The organism is Myxacorys sp. (genome assembly GCF_059501405.1).
On record NZ_JCACCM010000149.1, the window covers coordinates 56,026 to 71,839 of the forward strand.

The 15,814-nt window shown below is 49.3% G+C and carries 11 protein-coding genes; 7 read left to right on the plus strand and 4 right to left on the minus strand.

Translation table 11 applies throughout. The features are described from left to right. Window positions 1-319 precede the first annotated feature (319 nt). Together AC5I6P_RS20485 and AC5I6P_RS20490 are read left to right on the plus strand one after the other, a co-directional pair. Window positions 320-655, plus strand: a complete 336-nt coding sequence (locus AC5I6P_RS20485) for a DUF433 domain-containing protein (protein ID WP_495695609.1) — start codon at window positions 320-322, stop codon at window positions 653-655. Continuing rightward, entirely contained in the window at window positions 655-1,002 is a 348-nt protein-coding gene (locus AC5I6P_RS20490) for a DUF5615 family PIN-like protein (protein WP_495695610.1), read from the plus strand. The genes AC5I6P_RS20485 and AC5I6P_RS20490 overlap by 1 nt, the downstream gene beginning before the upstream one ends. Window positions 1,003-1,095: 93 nt before the next feature. On the opposite strand, the gene AC5I6P_RS20495 is transcribed toward AC5I6P_RS20490, so the two are convergent. Next, on the minus strand, window positions 1,096-1,326 hold the full coding sequence (locus AC5I6P_RS20495; RefSeq protein ID WP_495695611.1) for a hypothetical protein: 231 nt from the start codon (window positions 1,324-1,326) through the stop codon (window positions 1,096-1,098). 460 nt (window positions 1,327-1,786) lie between these two features. Between AC5I6P_RS20495 and purL the strand changes: the two genes are divergently transcribed. Continuing rightward, window positions 1,787-4,147 (plus strand): phosphoribosylformylglycinamidine synthase subunit PurL, encoded by a 2,361-nt coding sequence (gene purL, locus AC5I6P_RS20500; RefSeq protein WP_495695612.1) that lies wholly within the window; start codon window positions 1,787-1,789, stop codon window positions 4,145-4,147. Window positions 4,148-4,434: 287 nt separating this feature from the next. Further along, window positions 4,435-5,943: an amidophosphoribosyltransferase gene (gene purF / locus AC5I6P_RS20505; RefSeq protein WP_495695613.1), complete on the plus strand. Its 1,509-nt coding sequence runs from the start codon at window positions 4,435-4,437 to the stop codon at window positions 5,941-5,943. Between the two features lie 133 nt (window positions 5,944-6,076). On the opposite strand, the gene AC5I6P_RS20510 is transcribed toward purF, so the two are convergent. Together AC5I6P_RS20510 and AC5I6P_RS20515 are read right to left on the minus strand one after the other, a co-directional pair. Then, a complete protein-coding gene (locus tag AC5I6P_RS20510; RefSeq protein WP_495695614.1) occupies window positions 6,077-8,752 on the minus strand; it encodes a PAS domain-containing sensor histidine kinase in 2,676 nt (891 codons plus the stop codon). Window positions 8,753-8,923: 171 nt separating this feature from the next. Further along, window positions 8,924-10,366, minus strand: a complete 1,443-nt coding sequence (locus AC5I6P_RS20515) for a proton extrusion protein PcxA (RefSeq protein ID WP_495695615.1) — start codon at window positions 10,364-10,366, stop codon at window positions 8,924-8,926. A 271-nt stretch (window positions 10,367-10,637) separates the two neighbouring features. Here AC5I6P_RS20515 and AC5I6P_RS20520 point away from each other — a divergent pair, with 271 nt between their 5' ends. Beyond that, a complete protein-coding gene (locus AC5I6P_RS20520) occupies window positions 10,638-12,779 on the plus strand; it encodes a recombinase family protein (protein ID WP_495695616.1) in 2,142 nt (713 codons plus the stop codon). On the opposite strand, the gene AC5I6P_RS20525 is transcribed toward AC5I6P_RS20520, so the two are convergent. After that, entirely contained in the window at window positions 12,766-14,157 is a 1,392-nt protein-coding gene (locus AC5I6P_RS20525; protein WP_495695617.1) for a serine/threonine protein kinase, read from the minus strand. The genes AC5I6P_RS20520 and AC5I6P_RS20525 overlap by 14 nt on opposite strands. A gap of 567 nt (window positions 14,158-14,724) precedes the next feature. Here AC5I6P_RS20525 and leuD point away from each other — a divergent pair. Continuing rightward, a complete protein-coding gene (gene leuD, locus AC5I6P_RS20530) occupies window positions 14,725-15,327 on the plus strand; it encodes a 3-isopropylmalate dehydratase small subunit (RefSeq protein WP_495695618.1) in 603 nt (200 codons plus the stop codon). Further along, on the plus strand, window positions 15,324-15,809 hold the full coding sequence (locus AC5I6P_RS20535; protein WP_495695619.1) for a gluconokinase: 486 nt from the start codon (window positions 15,324-15,326) through the stop codon (window positions 15,807-15,809). Before leuD ends, AC5I6P_RS20535 begins: the two co-directional genes overlap by 4 nt. The last annotated feature ends 5 nt before the right edge of the window (window positions 15,810-15,814 follow it).

A 15,814-nucleotide genomic window follows, 5' to 3' on the forward strand; every position in this document is an offset into this window, starting at 1 on the left:
CTCCACAGGACGATTCTCATTTTTCTGGGCAGCATTCCTCGATTCAATAGAAGTAATCCTGTTTCAGGTAGCGCCATTTCTATTTCGGACAGAAATAATGCAGCTTCAGATAGGACGATTCCTGTTTTAAGTAGAACGGTTCCTATTTTAAGTAGGAACGTTTCTATTTCGACTATAAACAGTCCTGTTTTAGTTGAAAGGTAGCACTCTCAAGATTGGAAACGAGGGCTTTGCACAGTGCCAAGAGCCCTACCAAGAGCCATGCTGAGAGTCATACTAGGGTTTGTTACTATTAGAAACAACTGCTCTGGTATGAATTATGACATTAGCGATCGCGGCTGAACCTGTACCCCTAGAATTTACGGCTGACGGCGTACTTCGGGTAGGCAAAACTCGTGTAACGCTAGACACGGTCGTTGCGGTCTTTCAACAGGGAGCAACCGCAGAGGAAATTGTCTATCGCTATCCATCGCTTAATCTTGCTGATGTGTATTCTGTGATTGCCTTTTACCTGAACCACCCACAAGAAGTTGAAGCGTACCTACAGCAACGACAGCAACAAGCTCAAGAAGTTCGCAAGATGAACGAGGCAAGGTTTGACCCGCAAGGACTACGTGATAGATTGCTAGTCCGTAAAGCTCAACAGGAAACCTAGTGAAGCTGCTTGCTGACGAAAACTTTGACAATACTATCGTGAGAGGTCTGCTACGCCGTAGATCTAGTATCGATATTGTTCGAGTTCAGGACGTTGGGCTGTCGGGCGAGGATGATCCGACAATTTTGGCATGGGCAGCCCAGGAAGGTAGGGTTTTACTGACTCATGATGTTGCTACAATTACCCGCTTCGCCTACGACCGAGTAGAACAAGGTTTGCCGATGCCCGGTGTGATTGAAGTGAGTACATCGGCACAAGTCGGACAGGTGATAGACGATGTGCTGATCGTTGTCGATTGCAGTTCAGAAGGAGAATTAGAGGGTCAGATTCAGTATTTTCCGCTCTAGGAGAAAGCCACATCTAATCGATTGCAAACCTGGAGTACCACACTCGGCGTTCACTTTCTAGCGCTTGTTTTGAAAAGACAGAAACGGTGTATCTTACCCGGCGCTCCGGTTTACGATGCTGATTTGGTCATCTCCAAGAGTCCTACTCTCAGAAGTATCAAGCACACTTGGAGTCGGAACATCGACATTTTCATCGTCATGAACCGAGTCATTGCGATCGGTTAGCTCTCCAGAGGCTTCTGCCTCCGGATTAGCACTAATTTCACTCGGATCAGCCGATTCATGAACCGCTAATTGGATAGGTGGACGGGATTCTTCAGTCATGTTGACCTCTTGTTCTGTCTTGCTCTACGCTCTTTAGGCTAAAGCCTCCTAGAGAGCCATCCCGTCTATCAGCCGACATATCCTGTCAGAGCTTTGAGAGAGGATTTAATGGTTCTCTGACTCATTTACCTCGGCGATCGCGCATTTGAGAAGAATGGTTTGAGGTAAAAGCAGAAGATTTGGCTCCCAAACTTAGAATGATTGGGTTCGAGATCGAAACTTTTCCTGTTTAAGTGCGTTGCTTTAGGTTGGTATAGCCACCATTCCTATTCAAAACAGAACTATTCCGATTTGAAACAGGAACGATCCGATTTGAAACAGGAAGGGTGGCACTCCAAACACAAGTCTTGCTTCCTCCGCTTCAATCCTTGCAAAGTTGCCTCTCATCCCTCCAATCTCCTTCCCCATCCGTCCCACCCTACCGATAGAATAAGAACCTGTTCCATCCATGCAAGGGTCTATGACAGAGATTGCCGCCGCTCCGTTTAGCGCACAAGAGATTGCATCAGAGGGCATTAAGCCCGACGAATACGACGAGATTGTGCGGCGCTTGGGGCGTCACCCCAATAAAGCCGAGCTTGGCATGTTTGGAGTGATGTGGTCAGAACATTGCTGCTACAAAAACTCCCGTCCCCTGTTGAAACAGTTTCCGACTGAGGGCGATCGCATTTTAGTGGGGCCTGGTGAGAACGCAGGCGTCATCGATCTCGGTGACGGCATGAGACTTGCCTTTAAGATCGAGTCGCACAATCACCCATCTGCCGTCGAACCCTTCCAAGGAGCAGCAACCGGAGTCGGTGGCATCTTACGCGATATCTTCACCATGGGCGCTCGCCCGATCGCCATCTTAAATTCCCTCCGATTTGGCAACTTAGAAGACGCCCGCACTCGCCGCATCTTTACAGGCGTCGTCGCTGGCATTTCACACTACGGCAATTGCATCGGCGTTCCCACGGTTGGGGGAGAAGTGTACTTCGATCCCGCCTATTCAGGCAATCCGCTCGTCAATGCGATGGCGCTTGGCTTAATGGAAACCACCGAGATTGTCAAATCAGGCGCGAAAGGCATCGGCAACCCCGTGCTGTATGTCGGATCAACCACCGGACGCGATGGCATGGGCGGCGCAAGTTTTGCCAGTGCCGAACTTTCCGACGAATCAATGGACGATCGCCCTGCCGTACAGGTGGGCGACCCCTTTTTAGAGAAGTCTCTCGTCGAAGCCTGCTTAGAAGCCTTTAAAACAGGCGCGGTTGTGGCAGCACAAGACATGGGCGCAGCAGGCATTACCTGCTCTACCTCCGAAATGGCCGCAAAAGGCGGCGTCGGCATCGAGCTTGACTTAGATCTAATCCCGGCTCGCGAAACGGGCATGGTTCCCTACGAATATTTATTGTCCGAATCGCAGGAGCGCATGTTGTTTGTCGCTCAAAAAGGGCGCGAACAAGAATTAATCGACATTTTCCACAAATGGGAACTGCACGCCGTCGTTGCCGGAACGGTCATCGAAGAACCGATCGTCAGAATTCTATTTCAAGGCGCGATCGCGGCTGAAATTCCCGCCACGGCTCTTGCCGACAACACGCCCATCTATCATCGCGAACTGATCGCCGAACCTCCCGCTTACGCCCGTGACGCTTGGAACTGGACACCCGACCAGCTCCCCGCCGCCGATCCGTCTGGAATCAGCATCAACGGACAAACGTTAAGCTGGACTGACGTTTTAAACCAGTTGCTTGACTCTCCCACGATCGCCTCCAAACGCTGGATCTACCGCCAATACGATCATCAAGTCCAAAACAACACCATCATGCTCCCCGGTGGAGCCGACGCCGCGATCGTTCGCATTCGCCCCCTCGCCGACGCGACCTCTTCATCCATCACTCCAGCCGCTTCATCGATCACCAAAGCCGTCGCTGCCACCACCGACTGCAATTCCCGCTACGTCTACCTCAATCCTTACGAAGGAGCCAAAGCCGCCGTCGCCGAAGCCGCTCGCAACCTCAGTTGTGTCGGCGCAGACCCGATCGCTGTGACCGACAACCTCAACTTTGGCAGTCCAGAAAAGCCGATTGGCTATTGGCAACTCTCTGAAGCCTGTCGTGGACTCTCGGAAGCCTGTACCGAATTCGCCACTCCTGTCACCGGAGGCAACGTTTCCCTCTACAACGAGACGCTAGATTCCAACGGCAACCCCCAGCCGATTTATCCGACCCCCGTTGTCGGCATGGTCGGCTTCATTCCTGATCTAACTCGAATTGTTGGACAAGGCTGGAAGAACGATGGCGACGCCATCTACTTGCTTGGCATCGGATTCGACGACGATTCTCCCTCGCTGACCTTGGGCGCATCTGAATATCTCGCCGTCCTCCACAACACGATCGCAGGGCAGCCCCCCGTCGTCAATTTTGATCTTGAACGGCGCGTGCAAGCCGCTTGCCGAGACGGCATTGGTAAAGGTTGGGTTAACTCTGCCCATGATTGTGCTGAAGGCGGACTCGCGATCGCGCTAGCCGAATCCTGCATCAGCGGCGATCGCGGCGCAACCATTAACCTTCCATCTTTTTCAACCCGAATTGATCACAGTTTATTTGCCGAAGGGGGCGCTAGAATCATCGTTTCTGTCCAGCCTGAAGCAGTTGCAGAATGGGAATCCTACCTCCAAACTCAACTTCCTGGTCATTGGCAAAAATTAGGTCAAGTTGGGACATCCGATCATTCTCTTCGGATACTTTCGGGGGACGCATCTGTTTTGATAAACGCTACGATCGCACTCATGCACACTACCTGGTCAACTGCGATCGAACGCCGACTCACCCTCTAGTCCTGAACCTAATTAGAACAGCCTCTGGCAATGCTTCATTCGGGTAAGCCCTTCTAAAACAGCATCTCTATCACCACCAGCGTGGCAGACAACTCTACAGAAGCCTCTAACGGAAGCATTCATCATTTTCTCTTATCGGTGCAGTTCATAATTCCTATCATTCATCCCGTTCCTCCAGTTCTCCCCGCGATCTGTGCGATATTTAAGAGAATGTTAAGGTTGCCTTTACATTCCTGTGCCTCTTCCGGTCCCAAACTCATCGTCTCATCCTAAGCTGAGCCTAACCTATGCTGCCGAATGATTCTTTCTCCGACCAGTCTTGCCAGTCCAGCGACTCAGAGATTGACACGCTAGCCGCCTCTGATAAACCCGAAGAAGCGTGTGGCGTCTTCGGCGTCTACTCACCCGGAGAACAGGTCGCCACCCTCGCCTATTTCGGCTTGTATGCCTTGCAGCATCGAGGTCAAGAATCAGCAGGAATCGCCGCATTCGATGGCAATCAGGTGAGTTTGCACAAAGACATGGGCTTAGTGTCGCAAGTCTTCAACGAAACCATTTTAGGAAAGCTGCCTGGCTCGTTAGCTGTAGGACATACCCGCTATTCCACCACCGGATCAAGCCGAGTTGTCAACGCTCAACCCGCGATCGTACCGACCCGTCTAGGGTCACTCGCCCTCGCTCACAACGGAAACCTAGTCAACACCGCCCAACTGCGGGAAGAACTCTCTGAACGCGATCATGACTTTATCACCACCACCGATTCTGAAATGATTGCCCTCGCGCTAGGCGATGAAGTCAACGACGGCAAAGATTGGGTCGAGGCAGCAACAAGCGCCTTCAAACGCTGTAGTGGCGCATTTAGTTTGGTGATTGGAACGCCCGACGGCATCTTGGCAACCCGCGATCGCAATGGCATTCGTCCCTTAGTGCTAGGCACATTACCCAAAGACGATCCGGAGTCCCCCGATCGCTATGCCTTAGCCTCCGAAACTTGCGGACTCGACATCATCGGCGCAGACTATGTACGCGACGTTCAGCCCGGAGAACTCGTGTGGATTACAGCCGACGGCTTAACGTCGGTTCAGTGGGCGGAGAAAGCCGAACGCAAGCTTTGCATTTTTGAGATGATTTACTTTGCGCGTCCCGATAGCGTTATGCATGAGGAAAGTTTGTACAGCTATCGACTACGCATTGGGCGGCAGCTCGCTCAAGAGTCTTTTGTTGAAGCCGATATTGTGATTGCGGTTCCCGATTCTGGCATTCCTGCCGCGATCGGGTTCTCTCAAGAATCAGGAATTCCTTATGCCGAAGGGTTAATCAAGAATCGCTATGTTGGGCGCACCTTCATTCAGCCGACCCAAGGAATGCGAGAAGCGGGAATTCGGATGAAGCTCAACCCGCTCAAGGACGTTCTTGCCGGAAAGCGCGTGGTCATTGTGGACGATTCCATCGTTCGCGGAACCACCAGTCGCAAAATTGTCAAAGCGTTGCGAGATGCGGGTGCGCTCGAGGTGCATATGAGAATTTCGTCGCCGCCTGTCACGCACCCCTGTTTCTACGGCATCGACACAGATACCCAAGATCATTTGATTGCAGCCACTAAATCTGTTGCAGAAATTGGTGAGCAAATTGGGGTTGATTCTCTCGAATATCTCAGTTGGGAAGGTATGTTGACTGCCACGAAAGAAGATACAAATAGCTTCTGTTCGGCGTGTTTTACCGGAGACTATCCGATCTCAGTACCTGACCAAGTGAAGCGGGCGAAGCTGATCCTAGAAAAAGTCGCGCCCGTGTAGTTGGTTAATTTACCGCAGCGTCGCGGGCTAACATTAGGTCGCTACCCCAATTGTTAACCCGCGATTGCTTCGCAAACTCCGAAGGATCACTTGGCAAGATCCGAAGGATAGGCGCTCAATGCGCCTCAGTAATTTACCGAATTTGGATCGGGAGCTGAATCACAAACTGCGTTCCTTGCATCTCATTAGAGAAGCACTCTAGCGATCCACCGTGTTTTTCGGTGACGATTTGATAGCTGATCGAAAGTCCCAGCCCTGTTCCTTTGCCAACGGGTTTGGTTGTGTAGAACGGGTCAAAGATTCGTTGCCTGACCGATTCCGGCATCCCAGATCCATTATCTGCGATCGTAATTTTGATTTGGTTCTCGCTGGTGATATCTGTCGAAATTGTAATGGAACTGGGACCGTTGACCCTTTCTGAACAAGTACGATCGCGATTTTGGTGTTCTAGGGCATCGATCGCATTACTCAAAATATTCATAAACACCTGATTGAGTTGACCCGCATGGCACTGTACCAACGGCAACGTTCCATAGTTTCGGATGACTTGAATCTCTGACCGCTCCGATGTTGCTTTCAAACGGTTGTGCAAGATGGTCAGGGTGCTGTCCATGCCCTCGTGAAGGTTGACATCTTTGACGTCTGCTTCATCTAAGCGCGAGAAGTTTCGTAGGGAAAGCACAATCTCTCGAATTCGGTTAGTGCCAACTCGCATTGACTGGAGAACGTTCGTTAAATCTTTGCTGAGAAATTCTAGATCGATCGCCTCGATTTCATCCAGGATGTTCTGCGGCGGGTTTGGATAGTGATGCTGATACAAATTCACTAGACCTAATAAGTTTTTGGTGTACTCATCAACATGAGCCAGATTGCCATGGATGAAGTTAACAGGGTTGTTGATTTCGTGGGCAACACCTGCCACCATTTGACCCAAACTGGACATTTTCTCGCTCTGAATCATTTGGAGCTGGGTCTGTTGCAGATCTTTTAGAGTTTGCTCTAGTTCAGTTGTCTTCTGTTGCAAAGTGACTTCTGCCTGTTTGCGTTCGTCTTCGACGCGCTTGCGATCGGTAATATCGCGCGAGATGCCGACAGTTTGAATCACCTCTCCTTCCGTGTCAAAAATGGCGCTCTTAATGGTGCTAAAAATGCGTACCTCACCATCATGCCGAGTGACTGGCTCTTCTAACACCAAGGTTTCTCCGGTGTTGAGGACATAGGCATCATCCTTCACATATTGCTGCGTGTAGTCTGGCTGATTATAGGCTGCATCAGTAATGTTCTGAAGTTGCTCTAAGGTCCTGTCGTAGTAGTCACGAAACGCTTTGTTGGCATAAATGATGCGTGACTCCGCTCCTTTGCATACGACAAAATCAGGGATGGCATTCAGAATTTGTTGGTACAGATTTTTCGTTTCCAACAACTGGTGTTCTGCCTGCTTGCGATCGGTGATCTCAATGGTGGTACCCACAAGGCGATAGATTTTGCCTTGAGCATCTTTCAAAGGAGACAGCGTGACCAAGAACCACTGAATCCCTTGGTCAAAGTGAGCAAACTCTTCGTAAGAAATGGCTGTCTCTAGCTGGGTACACCGTCGGTAGCTCTGCTCAAAGCTCGGACCCATAACTTCACCAAACACGTCCACCGGAGTCTTGCCCTGCACTTGAGCCGTGCTAAATCCAATGACCTGTTCAAGTAAAGGATTGAATCCGTGATAGCGAAATTCTCCCGTTTCTGTAACATCGACCACAAAAAAGCCTACCTCTGCTCCCTCATAAAGGCTGTGCAGGAAGCCTTCTCTCTGCTGCAACTGTTCCTCTACCTGTTTGCGCTCTGTGATGTTTCGGCAGACAACTACACCCCCGTTCAGGTTTCCATGGGCATCTTTCAGAGATGTGCCGCTAATCGTTGCCCAAATTCCGTTTGGCGCATTGCTATGACGAGTAAACAGTTCCACATTTTCCACACGTTCGCCCCGCAGCGTCCGCACAAGGGGAATCTGCTCTGTCGGAAAGGGCGTCACCCGATCGGGCAGGAAGAGTCCATACTGTTCCGACCATTCCTCGCGTTGAGTGTCTGTTGCTCCTCTGCCAAACATTTGTTCGGCAGCCGGGTTAAAGATCAGAAATTGCCCCTTTGCATCCGCCACGACGACTCCATCGCTCATCTTGTTCAGAATCAGTTGCAGCAGATCGGTCTGTTGTTTGAGTTCTCCTTCAATGCGCTTGCGATCGCGAATATCGCGGCTAATGATTGCCAAACCAAAGGGCTGGTTTGTGACCAAATCGGGGACAACAAAGAGGGTAGATTCAACCGGGATCACTTCGCCCGTACTGAAATGGTGAAACCGTAACTCTCCCTGCCAGTAGCCTGTTTGCTTTACTGTTGGCAGAATGTGCTGCTGAAAGTGCTCGAGGTCTTTGGGCAGGATATAGTCGCTAATGTGTTTGGTCTTGGCTTGCTCAATATCCTTTAGACCCACTAGGTTCAGGGCTGCCGGATTGCTATACAACCATTGCCCGTCCATTGAGTCAATTTCAATGAAGTCGGCACTAGCTCCCAGAATTGCGATCAGCGCCTGATGGTCGCCTTCAGCAAGCGGAAGGCGACGATTGGTTTTGCCAAGCTTTACGGGATCACGCGTGTCTCGAGTTGGCTGCTGCAATGACTGCGATCGCAGTTCCAACTCTTGCTCCAACTGAGCTATTCTTTGTTGTAAGGTTTTTAGTTCCTGGTTTAAGGCGTCGTCGGTTTCAGTTGCTAACAATTCGGCAGGGGACACTTCGGGAGTTTGAAAAAGCTGAGTCATAGCTTGAAGTCACAGGGTATGGATTTTCCCGATATTATTAAAGACCGGTACTTGCTCTAGATTTCCCAGTATTTATCTTCAGCTACACTTAAAATGCTTCTCTTCTAAAGCGTTGAGACGCTTTGCTAGGCGATCTCATTCGATCATTAAACGGAACGTTTCTCTCGCAGCTTATTCGTTCATTTCGCGATAGGTCGCTACCGCCGATGGAGAAACTCGGTTTAGATAACGGAAAATCCAATACTTGAAAATCGTATCCAAAATCACGGGAAAAGTCGCAATAAATAAGAAAATAAAACTGTGACTGGCAGGTAGACCAAAATGTCTAAAAAGACCATCAAGCAGCACTTCCCAGCCATGCGGCGAGTGAAATCCGACAAACGTATCAGTAAGCAAGATAATCACAAATGCCTTGGCGCTATCGCTTAAACCGTAAGCAACTTCATCAATGACAGATTTGAGAATTTCGATTTCACGTTTGCTATTGGTGAGAACAAAGGCAAATGCGATCGCGCCTACAATATCCGCAATCCAATTTTTGATCGCGTCTGTACTATGAAGCGAGAAGGTTTCGGCAATCTCCACTGCTTTTTCTTGCATTTGAGCTTCGACCGCTTCGGCTCGTTTCTTGATCCGTGCTTCCGCTTCTTCTAACGAAAACGCTCGTCGGTCTAATGTTTCTTTTAATAAATTTTCAAACTTCAGTCGCTCTTCAAACCGTTGTAAATCTAACAACGCTTCTTCGGTCATCTCTTGGTTGAGAAAAATCTTTTCAGGAGCCTCGATCCTAAACTGCTGGTTGATCCAGCGTCCGGCGGGCAGGGCATTCGTTAAAGCAATATTGCGAATTCCTTGCTGCACCAAGAGTGGAATTAAAATGAGGGTCAAAATAAACCGAACGGCAAGCAATGTTCTGACTTTGGAAAGTCGGTAGGTCTGAACAACTTCTGCTTCTGATTTGGGATCTAGGTCTCGTCTCAATCGGTTTAAAGTGGTCAAAATCGATCGCGGCAGCAGACCCGTTTTGTCAGAAATTGATTCAAAGTCGTCGCCGCCTGTAGCAGCATTGATCGGAACTTTTTCATTAGACGGTTTCTCACTCGTGTTGCTCAACCGTCTATCTTCTGCGTCAACAGCCGGAATCATTGCCGTTGACACGGCTTCTAGGGTCAGATTTTGTTCGGTGTATCGAGCTAAAATTTCGTCAATAAATGTTAGTTTTTCCAGCGCGATCGCGGGTTTATCTCGCACAGTCGGCACAAATCGATCCGAGCCGATCGCTGTTGTCTCAATCGTTCGCAGCGATCGGCTCGCCGCGACTTTATTGGGATTGGTGGTGTTGAGCGTCGAGCGACTGCGGCGAAACTCGGTTAACCGCATCCGAATCGTGCGGAGATGCCGCTTGAGATCGGCTTCAAAATAAGCGAAGGCGTTTTCGCTGAGATCTCCAGTATTCCGAGCAATTTTTTTGCCGCCGAAATGCTCGTCCTCGATCGCTTTGATTTTCAACGCCGCATCATAGGCCAAATCGAGGGCGCGATCGGGCGTTTCGAGATACCACTGCTCGGCACGGCGGAGCGATCCTTTCAAACGAGCAAAAATAGACGTTCTCATGATTCAATCGGGATGCAATACTGACGGGTGAAGGGTGTCAAGAGGTTGTAGCGTAGAGGGTGGAACTCAGATTCAGGCTCTGCATCTGAAAAGAAAATTAACCTTTTCATGAATTGGTTTGTGAAGCGGATGTAGTTCATTCTAAGCGTGCTGCTGCAACGAGATCTAGGATATAGAGAGAGGCAATCATTTGTCCCTAGCCTTTGACAGTGCAGGTAGATCGCATCGTTAGAGTGCTAAGGATTGTAGCAAATTCATCTGAGGCTGATTTGTGCGTTCTAATTCTGTTTGGGTAACAGGCGCTTCACGGAGCGGCAAAACGACTCGTTTGGTCAATCAATTTTGCGACTGGGTGCGTCCGGGGTTGACTCGTGGCGTAACGCAGAGCGCGATCGGCGTTTTGGTGTTAGCCGCGATCGGAGATAATCGATTGGATCTGGCCGATCGCCTAACAGCCGCAACCCAAGGCAAGTGCCCCTTTCGCTCAACAACGCCACTTGGTTTTTTTGAGGATGAAGTCATGCTGTTTTGGTCACTGCTAATTGGATCGTTGGATCTAAAAGCGACGTTTCCGATTCGATTGCGACCAGAGAATGAGCAGGAATTAGCCACGCGGCTGTGGCGGGCTGAACTGGATGGCGCAATTGCTCGCACAAGCTACAGCGAAGCTAGGCTTGTGCGGCGCATTCTAGACTTGATGCAACTAGCATCATTGAGCGGCATTACGCTAGACGAAATTCCGATGTTGCTAGAACAAGGCGTTCCAGGAATTGAAGGACAGGTAGCAGAACTCTCGATTTCCTACGCGACGGTTGGTGAGATGCTGCAACGGTGGCGGTTTTGGTGTTTGCGGCGTGGATTGCTCACCTATAGCTTGATTACTGAGTTGTATTGGCGCTATTTGTTGCCCAATCCGATTTATCAAAAGCATCTGCTCGATCGCTTTCAAGGCGTCATTGCCGATGACGTAGACGAATTTCCTGCGATCGCTCGGCAGTTGTTTGAGGTCTTTCTAAACAATGGCACAGCCTGCGCGTTTGGGTTTAACCCAGATGGGGCCGTGCGACTGGGCTTAGGAGCCGATCCAACCTACATGGCGGAATTGGCGTCTAGCTGCGAAGAAGTTGCCCTAACCCGGTCTGTGTCATCGCTGATGGACGATCTGGGCGAGTCGATTGTTGAACTGGTTAGCGATCCGGTTTTCTTTGCGAGTTTGCCCGATTCGATTCAAACGGTGCAAACTACGACACAAGCGCAATTGATTCGTCAAACCGGAGATGTGATTGTCAAAGCGGTGCAATCGGGGCAAATTCAGCCGCGAGAGATTGCGATCATCGGTCCGGGAATCGATCCGATCTCTCGTTATGGCTTGACTGAAATTTTGAGAAAAAAAGGAATTCCGGTCGAGTTGCTAAACGATCAGCGTCCACTCGCAAGTAGTCCGATTATCCGATCGCTGTTGACGTTACTCGCATTGATTTATCCTGGCTTGGGTCGATTGGTCGATCGAGACGCGATCGCAGAAATGTTAGTCGTCCTCAGCCAAAAAATAGCAACCTCCGATTGGAGGAACGACGAAACTTTGTCTACGTCATCTGTGGGTACTGCCTCATTTTTGATTGATCCAGTCCGAGCAGGATTGATAGCAGATTATTGCTTTGAGCCACACCCGGATCATCCAAATCTAATGCCTGCAACGGCATTTTCCCGGTGGGATCGATTGGGGTATCAGGCAGCCGATGCCTATGCGGGAATTGTGAAATGGATTGAAGATCAGCGTCAGCAGCTTCGAGAAAGACTAATTGCAAATCCGGTCGTGATGTGCGATCGCGCGATTCAGCGATTTTTTCTAGGTGGCAGTCACTTACCGTTTGATCAATTAGCCGCCCTAAGAGAGTTGATAGAAACCGCGCAGCACTATTGGGAAGTAGACGATCGCTTACGCCGGAGCGACTTTAGCGACGCTCCAGCCTCAATGACGGTTCGTAATTTCATTCAACTGTTGAGAAACGGAACGGTGACGGCAAATCCGTTTCCCGTGCGTCCGGTTGGACTTGCGAGTAATGCTGTCACTTTAGCAACCGTGTTTCAATATCGGTCAAGTCGTCGCGCTCACCGTTGGCAATTTTGGCTGGATGCAGGGTCGTCTCGTTGGCTCAGTGGGGTCGATGCGCTGTTTGCGGCTCCAATTTTTCTTCAGAATTGGTCAGGTCAAGCTTGGCGCGTCGAAGATACTCAAACGATGAACGAACAGCGCTTGCGTCGAATTATGCTGGACTTGTTGGGCAGAGCCGAGGAGAAATTATTCTTGTGCTACAGCGACTTATCGACGAGCGGACAAGAGCAAACAGGCGTTCTGACCACTTTGGTAAATGCAGCGATCCCAATTAACTCCGATCCTATTCCTGTTTAAGTTTTAGCCATTTTCTGATCTCCTGAACTAGCCAAACTTGCTCAAAGTCGGTCAACTCATACCCGATGCGATCTTGGCGATACCCATTCCGGTAAGGACCTGACGTAATTTGAATGCAGCGATCGCCGCGTCGCACCTCTCGAATGTCTGATGTCGTTCCGGTAATCCGGGATGTGGTGGAGGAAAAATGCTCTTCTTCAATGAAAAATTGTTGACGCGTAAAGCGAATTCGAGTCTGACGAAACCAAGGAGCAACAAGGAAAAAAAAGATGACTCCCAAACACAAAACTATCCACACAAGAGGTTGCAGTCCTCTAGCCCGCAATAACAGACCAATGACGGTTGTAGGAATGGCTATAGCTCCTCCTACAACCGTCATCCCGAGCCAGAACATCACGACTCGGATACCACTTGCTTTAGGAATGGCGTATTCGATTGCATCATTTTTTCGATGTTTAGGAATGACGATTTCCAAGCAATCGCGAGATTTAATCAGTTTGACTTTTGTATTGCGAGGGCGTTCGATGCCGAGTCCTGTGGAGTTGCGCTCTGCGCTAATCGCGGCAGCAGGAAGTAATTCGGTTTGATGGGCTAAAACTTGCAGCGCTTGCTCTGCACTTTTGAGTCTTGCTTCAGGTGCGGGATGAATCAGATGGTCGATCCAAGTTGCAAAGTCTGAACTTAGGGTAACGGCATCACGAAATTGAATCTGCAAGTTACGCTGAGGTAAATCGGCTGGAGACGTTCCAGTTAATAGATGAACCAACGTTGCGCCCAACGCATAGAGATCTGATGCCGGAACGGCTCGTCCTCCAAATTGTTCCATCGGCGCATAGCCATAGGTTCCAACGACAGTAAAGGTTACGCCTTCTTTAGCCGCTTTATCTTGTACGGCTCCAAAATCGACTAAGTAAATCTGATCGTCTTTTCCTAAAATCAGATTACTAGGTTTGATGTCGCGATGGAGAATCGGCGGATTGAGATGATGTAAATCGCGCAGAATTTTTAGAACCGCGATCGCAATCTTTCTCACATCGGCTTCAGAAAATCGTTTACCATTGTCAATCAATTGCTTCAGTGATGTACCTGGAATGTAGTCATACACTAAACCAAACCACAGCAAGCGATCGTCAATTGAAAAATAATCGCGATACTTCGGAATGCGCGAATGCTCCAACTGTCTCAGAATTTGCGCTTCTCGCTCAAACAGTTTGAGGTCATCCCACTGCACCTGATCGCCAAACGCTAACAGTTTGACAATCACAGGTTCCGCTTGCGTCTCTAAATCTACGGCTAACCAAGTTTGTCGTCCTGCATTTTGACCCAGCTTTTGTTGGAGTTGGTAGCGATCGTGGATAACTTGCCCTACTTGCAGCATAGATGACTATCCTTGGTCTAGGCTCTTAGTTCTTACTCCACACTCAATCCTAATGGTTCAGTAAAAGCTTCGGAGAACAGGTAAATCGTTAGCTAGTCAATAGTTGTGATAGTTCAAACGAGTATCCTAAACTCAAGGGGCTATGTACGGAGTCGGTTGTTGACTTAGCTCAAATGCATGATTATTCGAGAAACGTTACTAGAAAAGCGATTTTGATAAGCATTCAGTGATTTACAAAAGCGGAACTCGATTTTGCATGAGTTTTTCTTAATTCACATCTCCACTTCTCGGTTTTCAATAAGCGTTTGTCGATATACAAGAATAGAATTCGATTTTGCATAAGTTTCTTTAAATTCGCACAAGTGTTATTTGATTTCACCTATGTATTTCTTGATTTCGGATACACATTTTGACTTTTCTAGATTTTGGTGGTGGATTTAGGTTGCGTGCAGTCTAATGCAACGACCGGAATCAAGCGATCCTTCCGAGCTTAAGGCGAATCGCAAACCCATTACCTTATAACGGCGTTCGCTTTATACTAATAGACTGCACTCAAAGGTTTGTCATATGGTCAGCGAAGTTAAAGCCGTTACAGGGCGGGGAATTCCACTGGTTGGAAATGATATTGATACCGATCGGATTATTCCGGCACGGTTTCTGCGGGCTGTCACCTTCGATGGCTTAGGCGAACAAGTCTTTGCCGACGATCGCGCTCAAAAAAGCGGGCAGCATCCGTTTGATTTGCCGCAATATCAAGGCGCAACCGTTCTCGTTGTCAACGGTAACTTTGGCTGTGGTTCTAGTCGCGAACATGCCCCTCAAGCGATCGCGAAGTGGGGCATCCGGGCGATCGTCGGCGAAAGCTTTGCTGAAATCTTCTTTGGAAATTGTGTGGCGCTCGGAATCCCCTGTGTGACTGCTGATCCAAGCGTGACAAAACAGCTACAGGAGCGGCTGAGCGCAAATCCTCAAGCCGAAATAAAGGTTGATTTAGAACTGAAGCAGGTTCACTGCGACGACTTCACCGCTCCAGTTTCAATCGGCGAAGGCCCACGTCAGATGTTTATAGCGGGAACGTGGGATGCGTGTGGTCAGTTGGTTGCTGGAGCAGATCAGATCCGCGCTACGGCGGCTCGATTGCCTTATGTGAACTGGAGTGTTGCCTCGTGATTATTTTGCTTATGGGCGTTTCTGGCTCCGGCAAAACCACCATCGGTAATCGGCTTTCGGATGATTTGAAATGGGATTTTATCGACGGAGACGGGCTGCATCCCCAAGCGAATATTGACAAAATGAGTCACGGCATTGCGCTGACAGATGACGATCGCAAGCCTTGGCTAGAAACGATTCGATCGCTGATCCAGCATGGGCTTGAGGACAAGAAAAACTTTGTTTTGGCGTGTTCTGCTTTAAAAGCCAGTTATCGATCGCAGCTAAAACAAGATTCTGATCAGGTGAAGATCGTCTATCTCAAAGCGTCGGAGGCGGTTTTGCAAGAACGCATGCAGCACCGCCAGGGGCATTTTATGCCACCTAGTATGTTGCACAGTCAGCTTGAAACCTTAGAAGAACCAACTGACGCGATCGCGCTACATAGTGATCAACCTGTAGAACAAATAGTTGCTCAAATCCGCCAAGCCATAGGCGTCTAGTGAGT

What these genes read in the sequence shown, in the direction of transcription:
- AC5I6P_RS20495 (WP_495695611.1), bottom strand. Translation starts at nt 1,326, where the DNA reads ATGACTGAAGAATCCCGTCCACCTATCCAATTAGCGGTTCATGAATCG.
- AC5I6P_RS20485 (WP_495695609.1), top strand. Translation starts at nt 320, where the DNA reads ATGACATTAGCGATCGCGGCTGAACCTGTACCCCTAGAATTTACGGCT.
- AC5I6P_RS20525 (WP_495695617.1), bottom strand. Translation starts at nt 14,157, where the DNA reads ATGCTGCAAGTAGGGCAAGTTATCCACGATCGCTACCAACTCCAACAA.
- purL (WP_495695612.1), top strand. Translation starts at nt 1,787, where the DNA reads ATGACAGAGATTGCCGCCGCTCCGTTTAGCGCACAAGAGATTGCATCA.
- AC5I6P_RS20510 (WP_495695614.1), bottom strand. Translation starts at nt 8,752, where the DNA reads ATGACTCAGCTTTTTCAAACTCCCGAAGTGTCCCCTGCCGAATTGTTA.
- AC5I6P_RS20515 (WP_495695615.1), bottom strand. Translation starts at nt 10,366, where the DNA reads ATGAGAACGTCTATTTTTGCTCGTTTGAAAGGATCGCTCCGCCGTGCC.
- purF (WP_495695613.1), top strand. Translation starts at nt 4,435, where the DNA reads ATGCTGCCGAATGATTCTTTCTCCGACCAGTCTTGCCAGTCCAGCGAC.
- leuD (WP_495695618.1), top strand. Translation starts at nt 14,725, where the DNA reads ATGGTCAGCGAAGTTAAAGCCGTTACAGGGCGGGGAATTCCACTGGTT.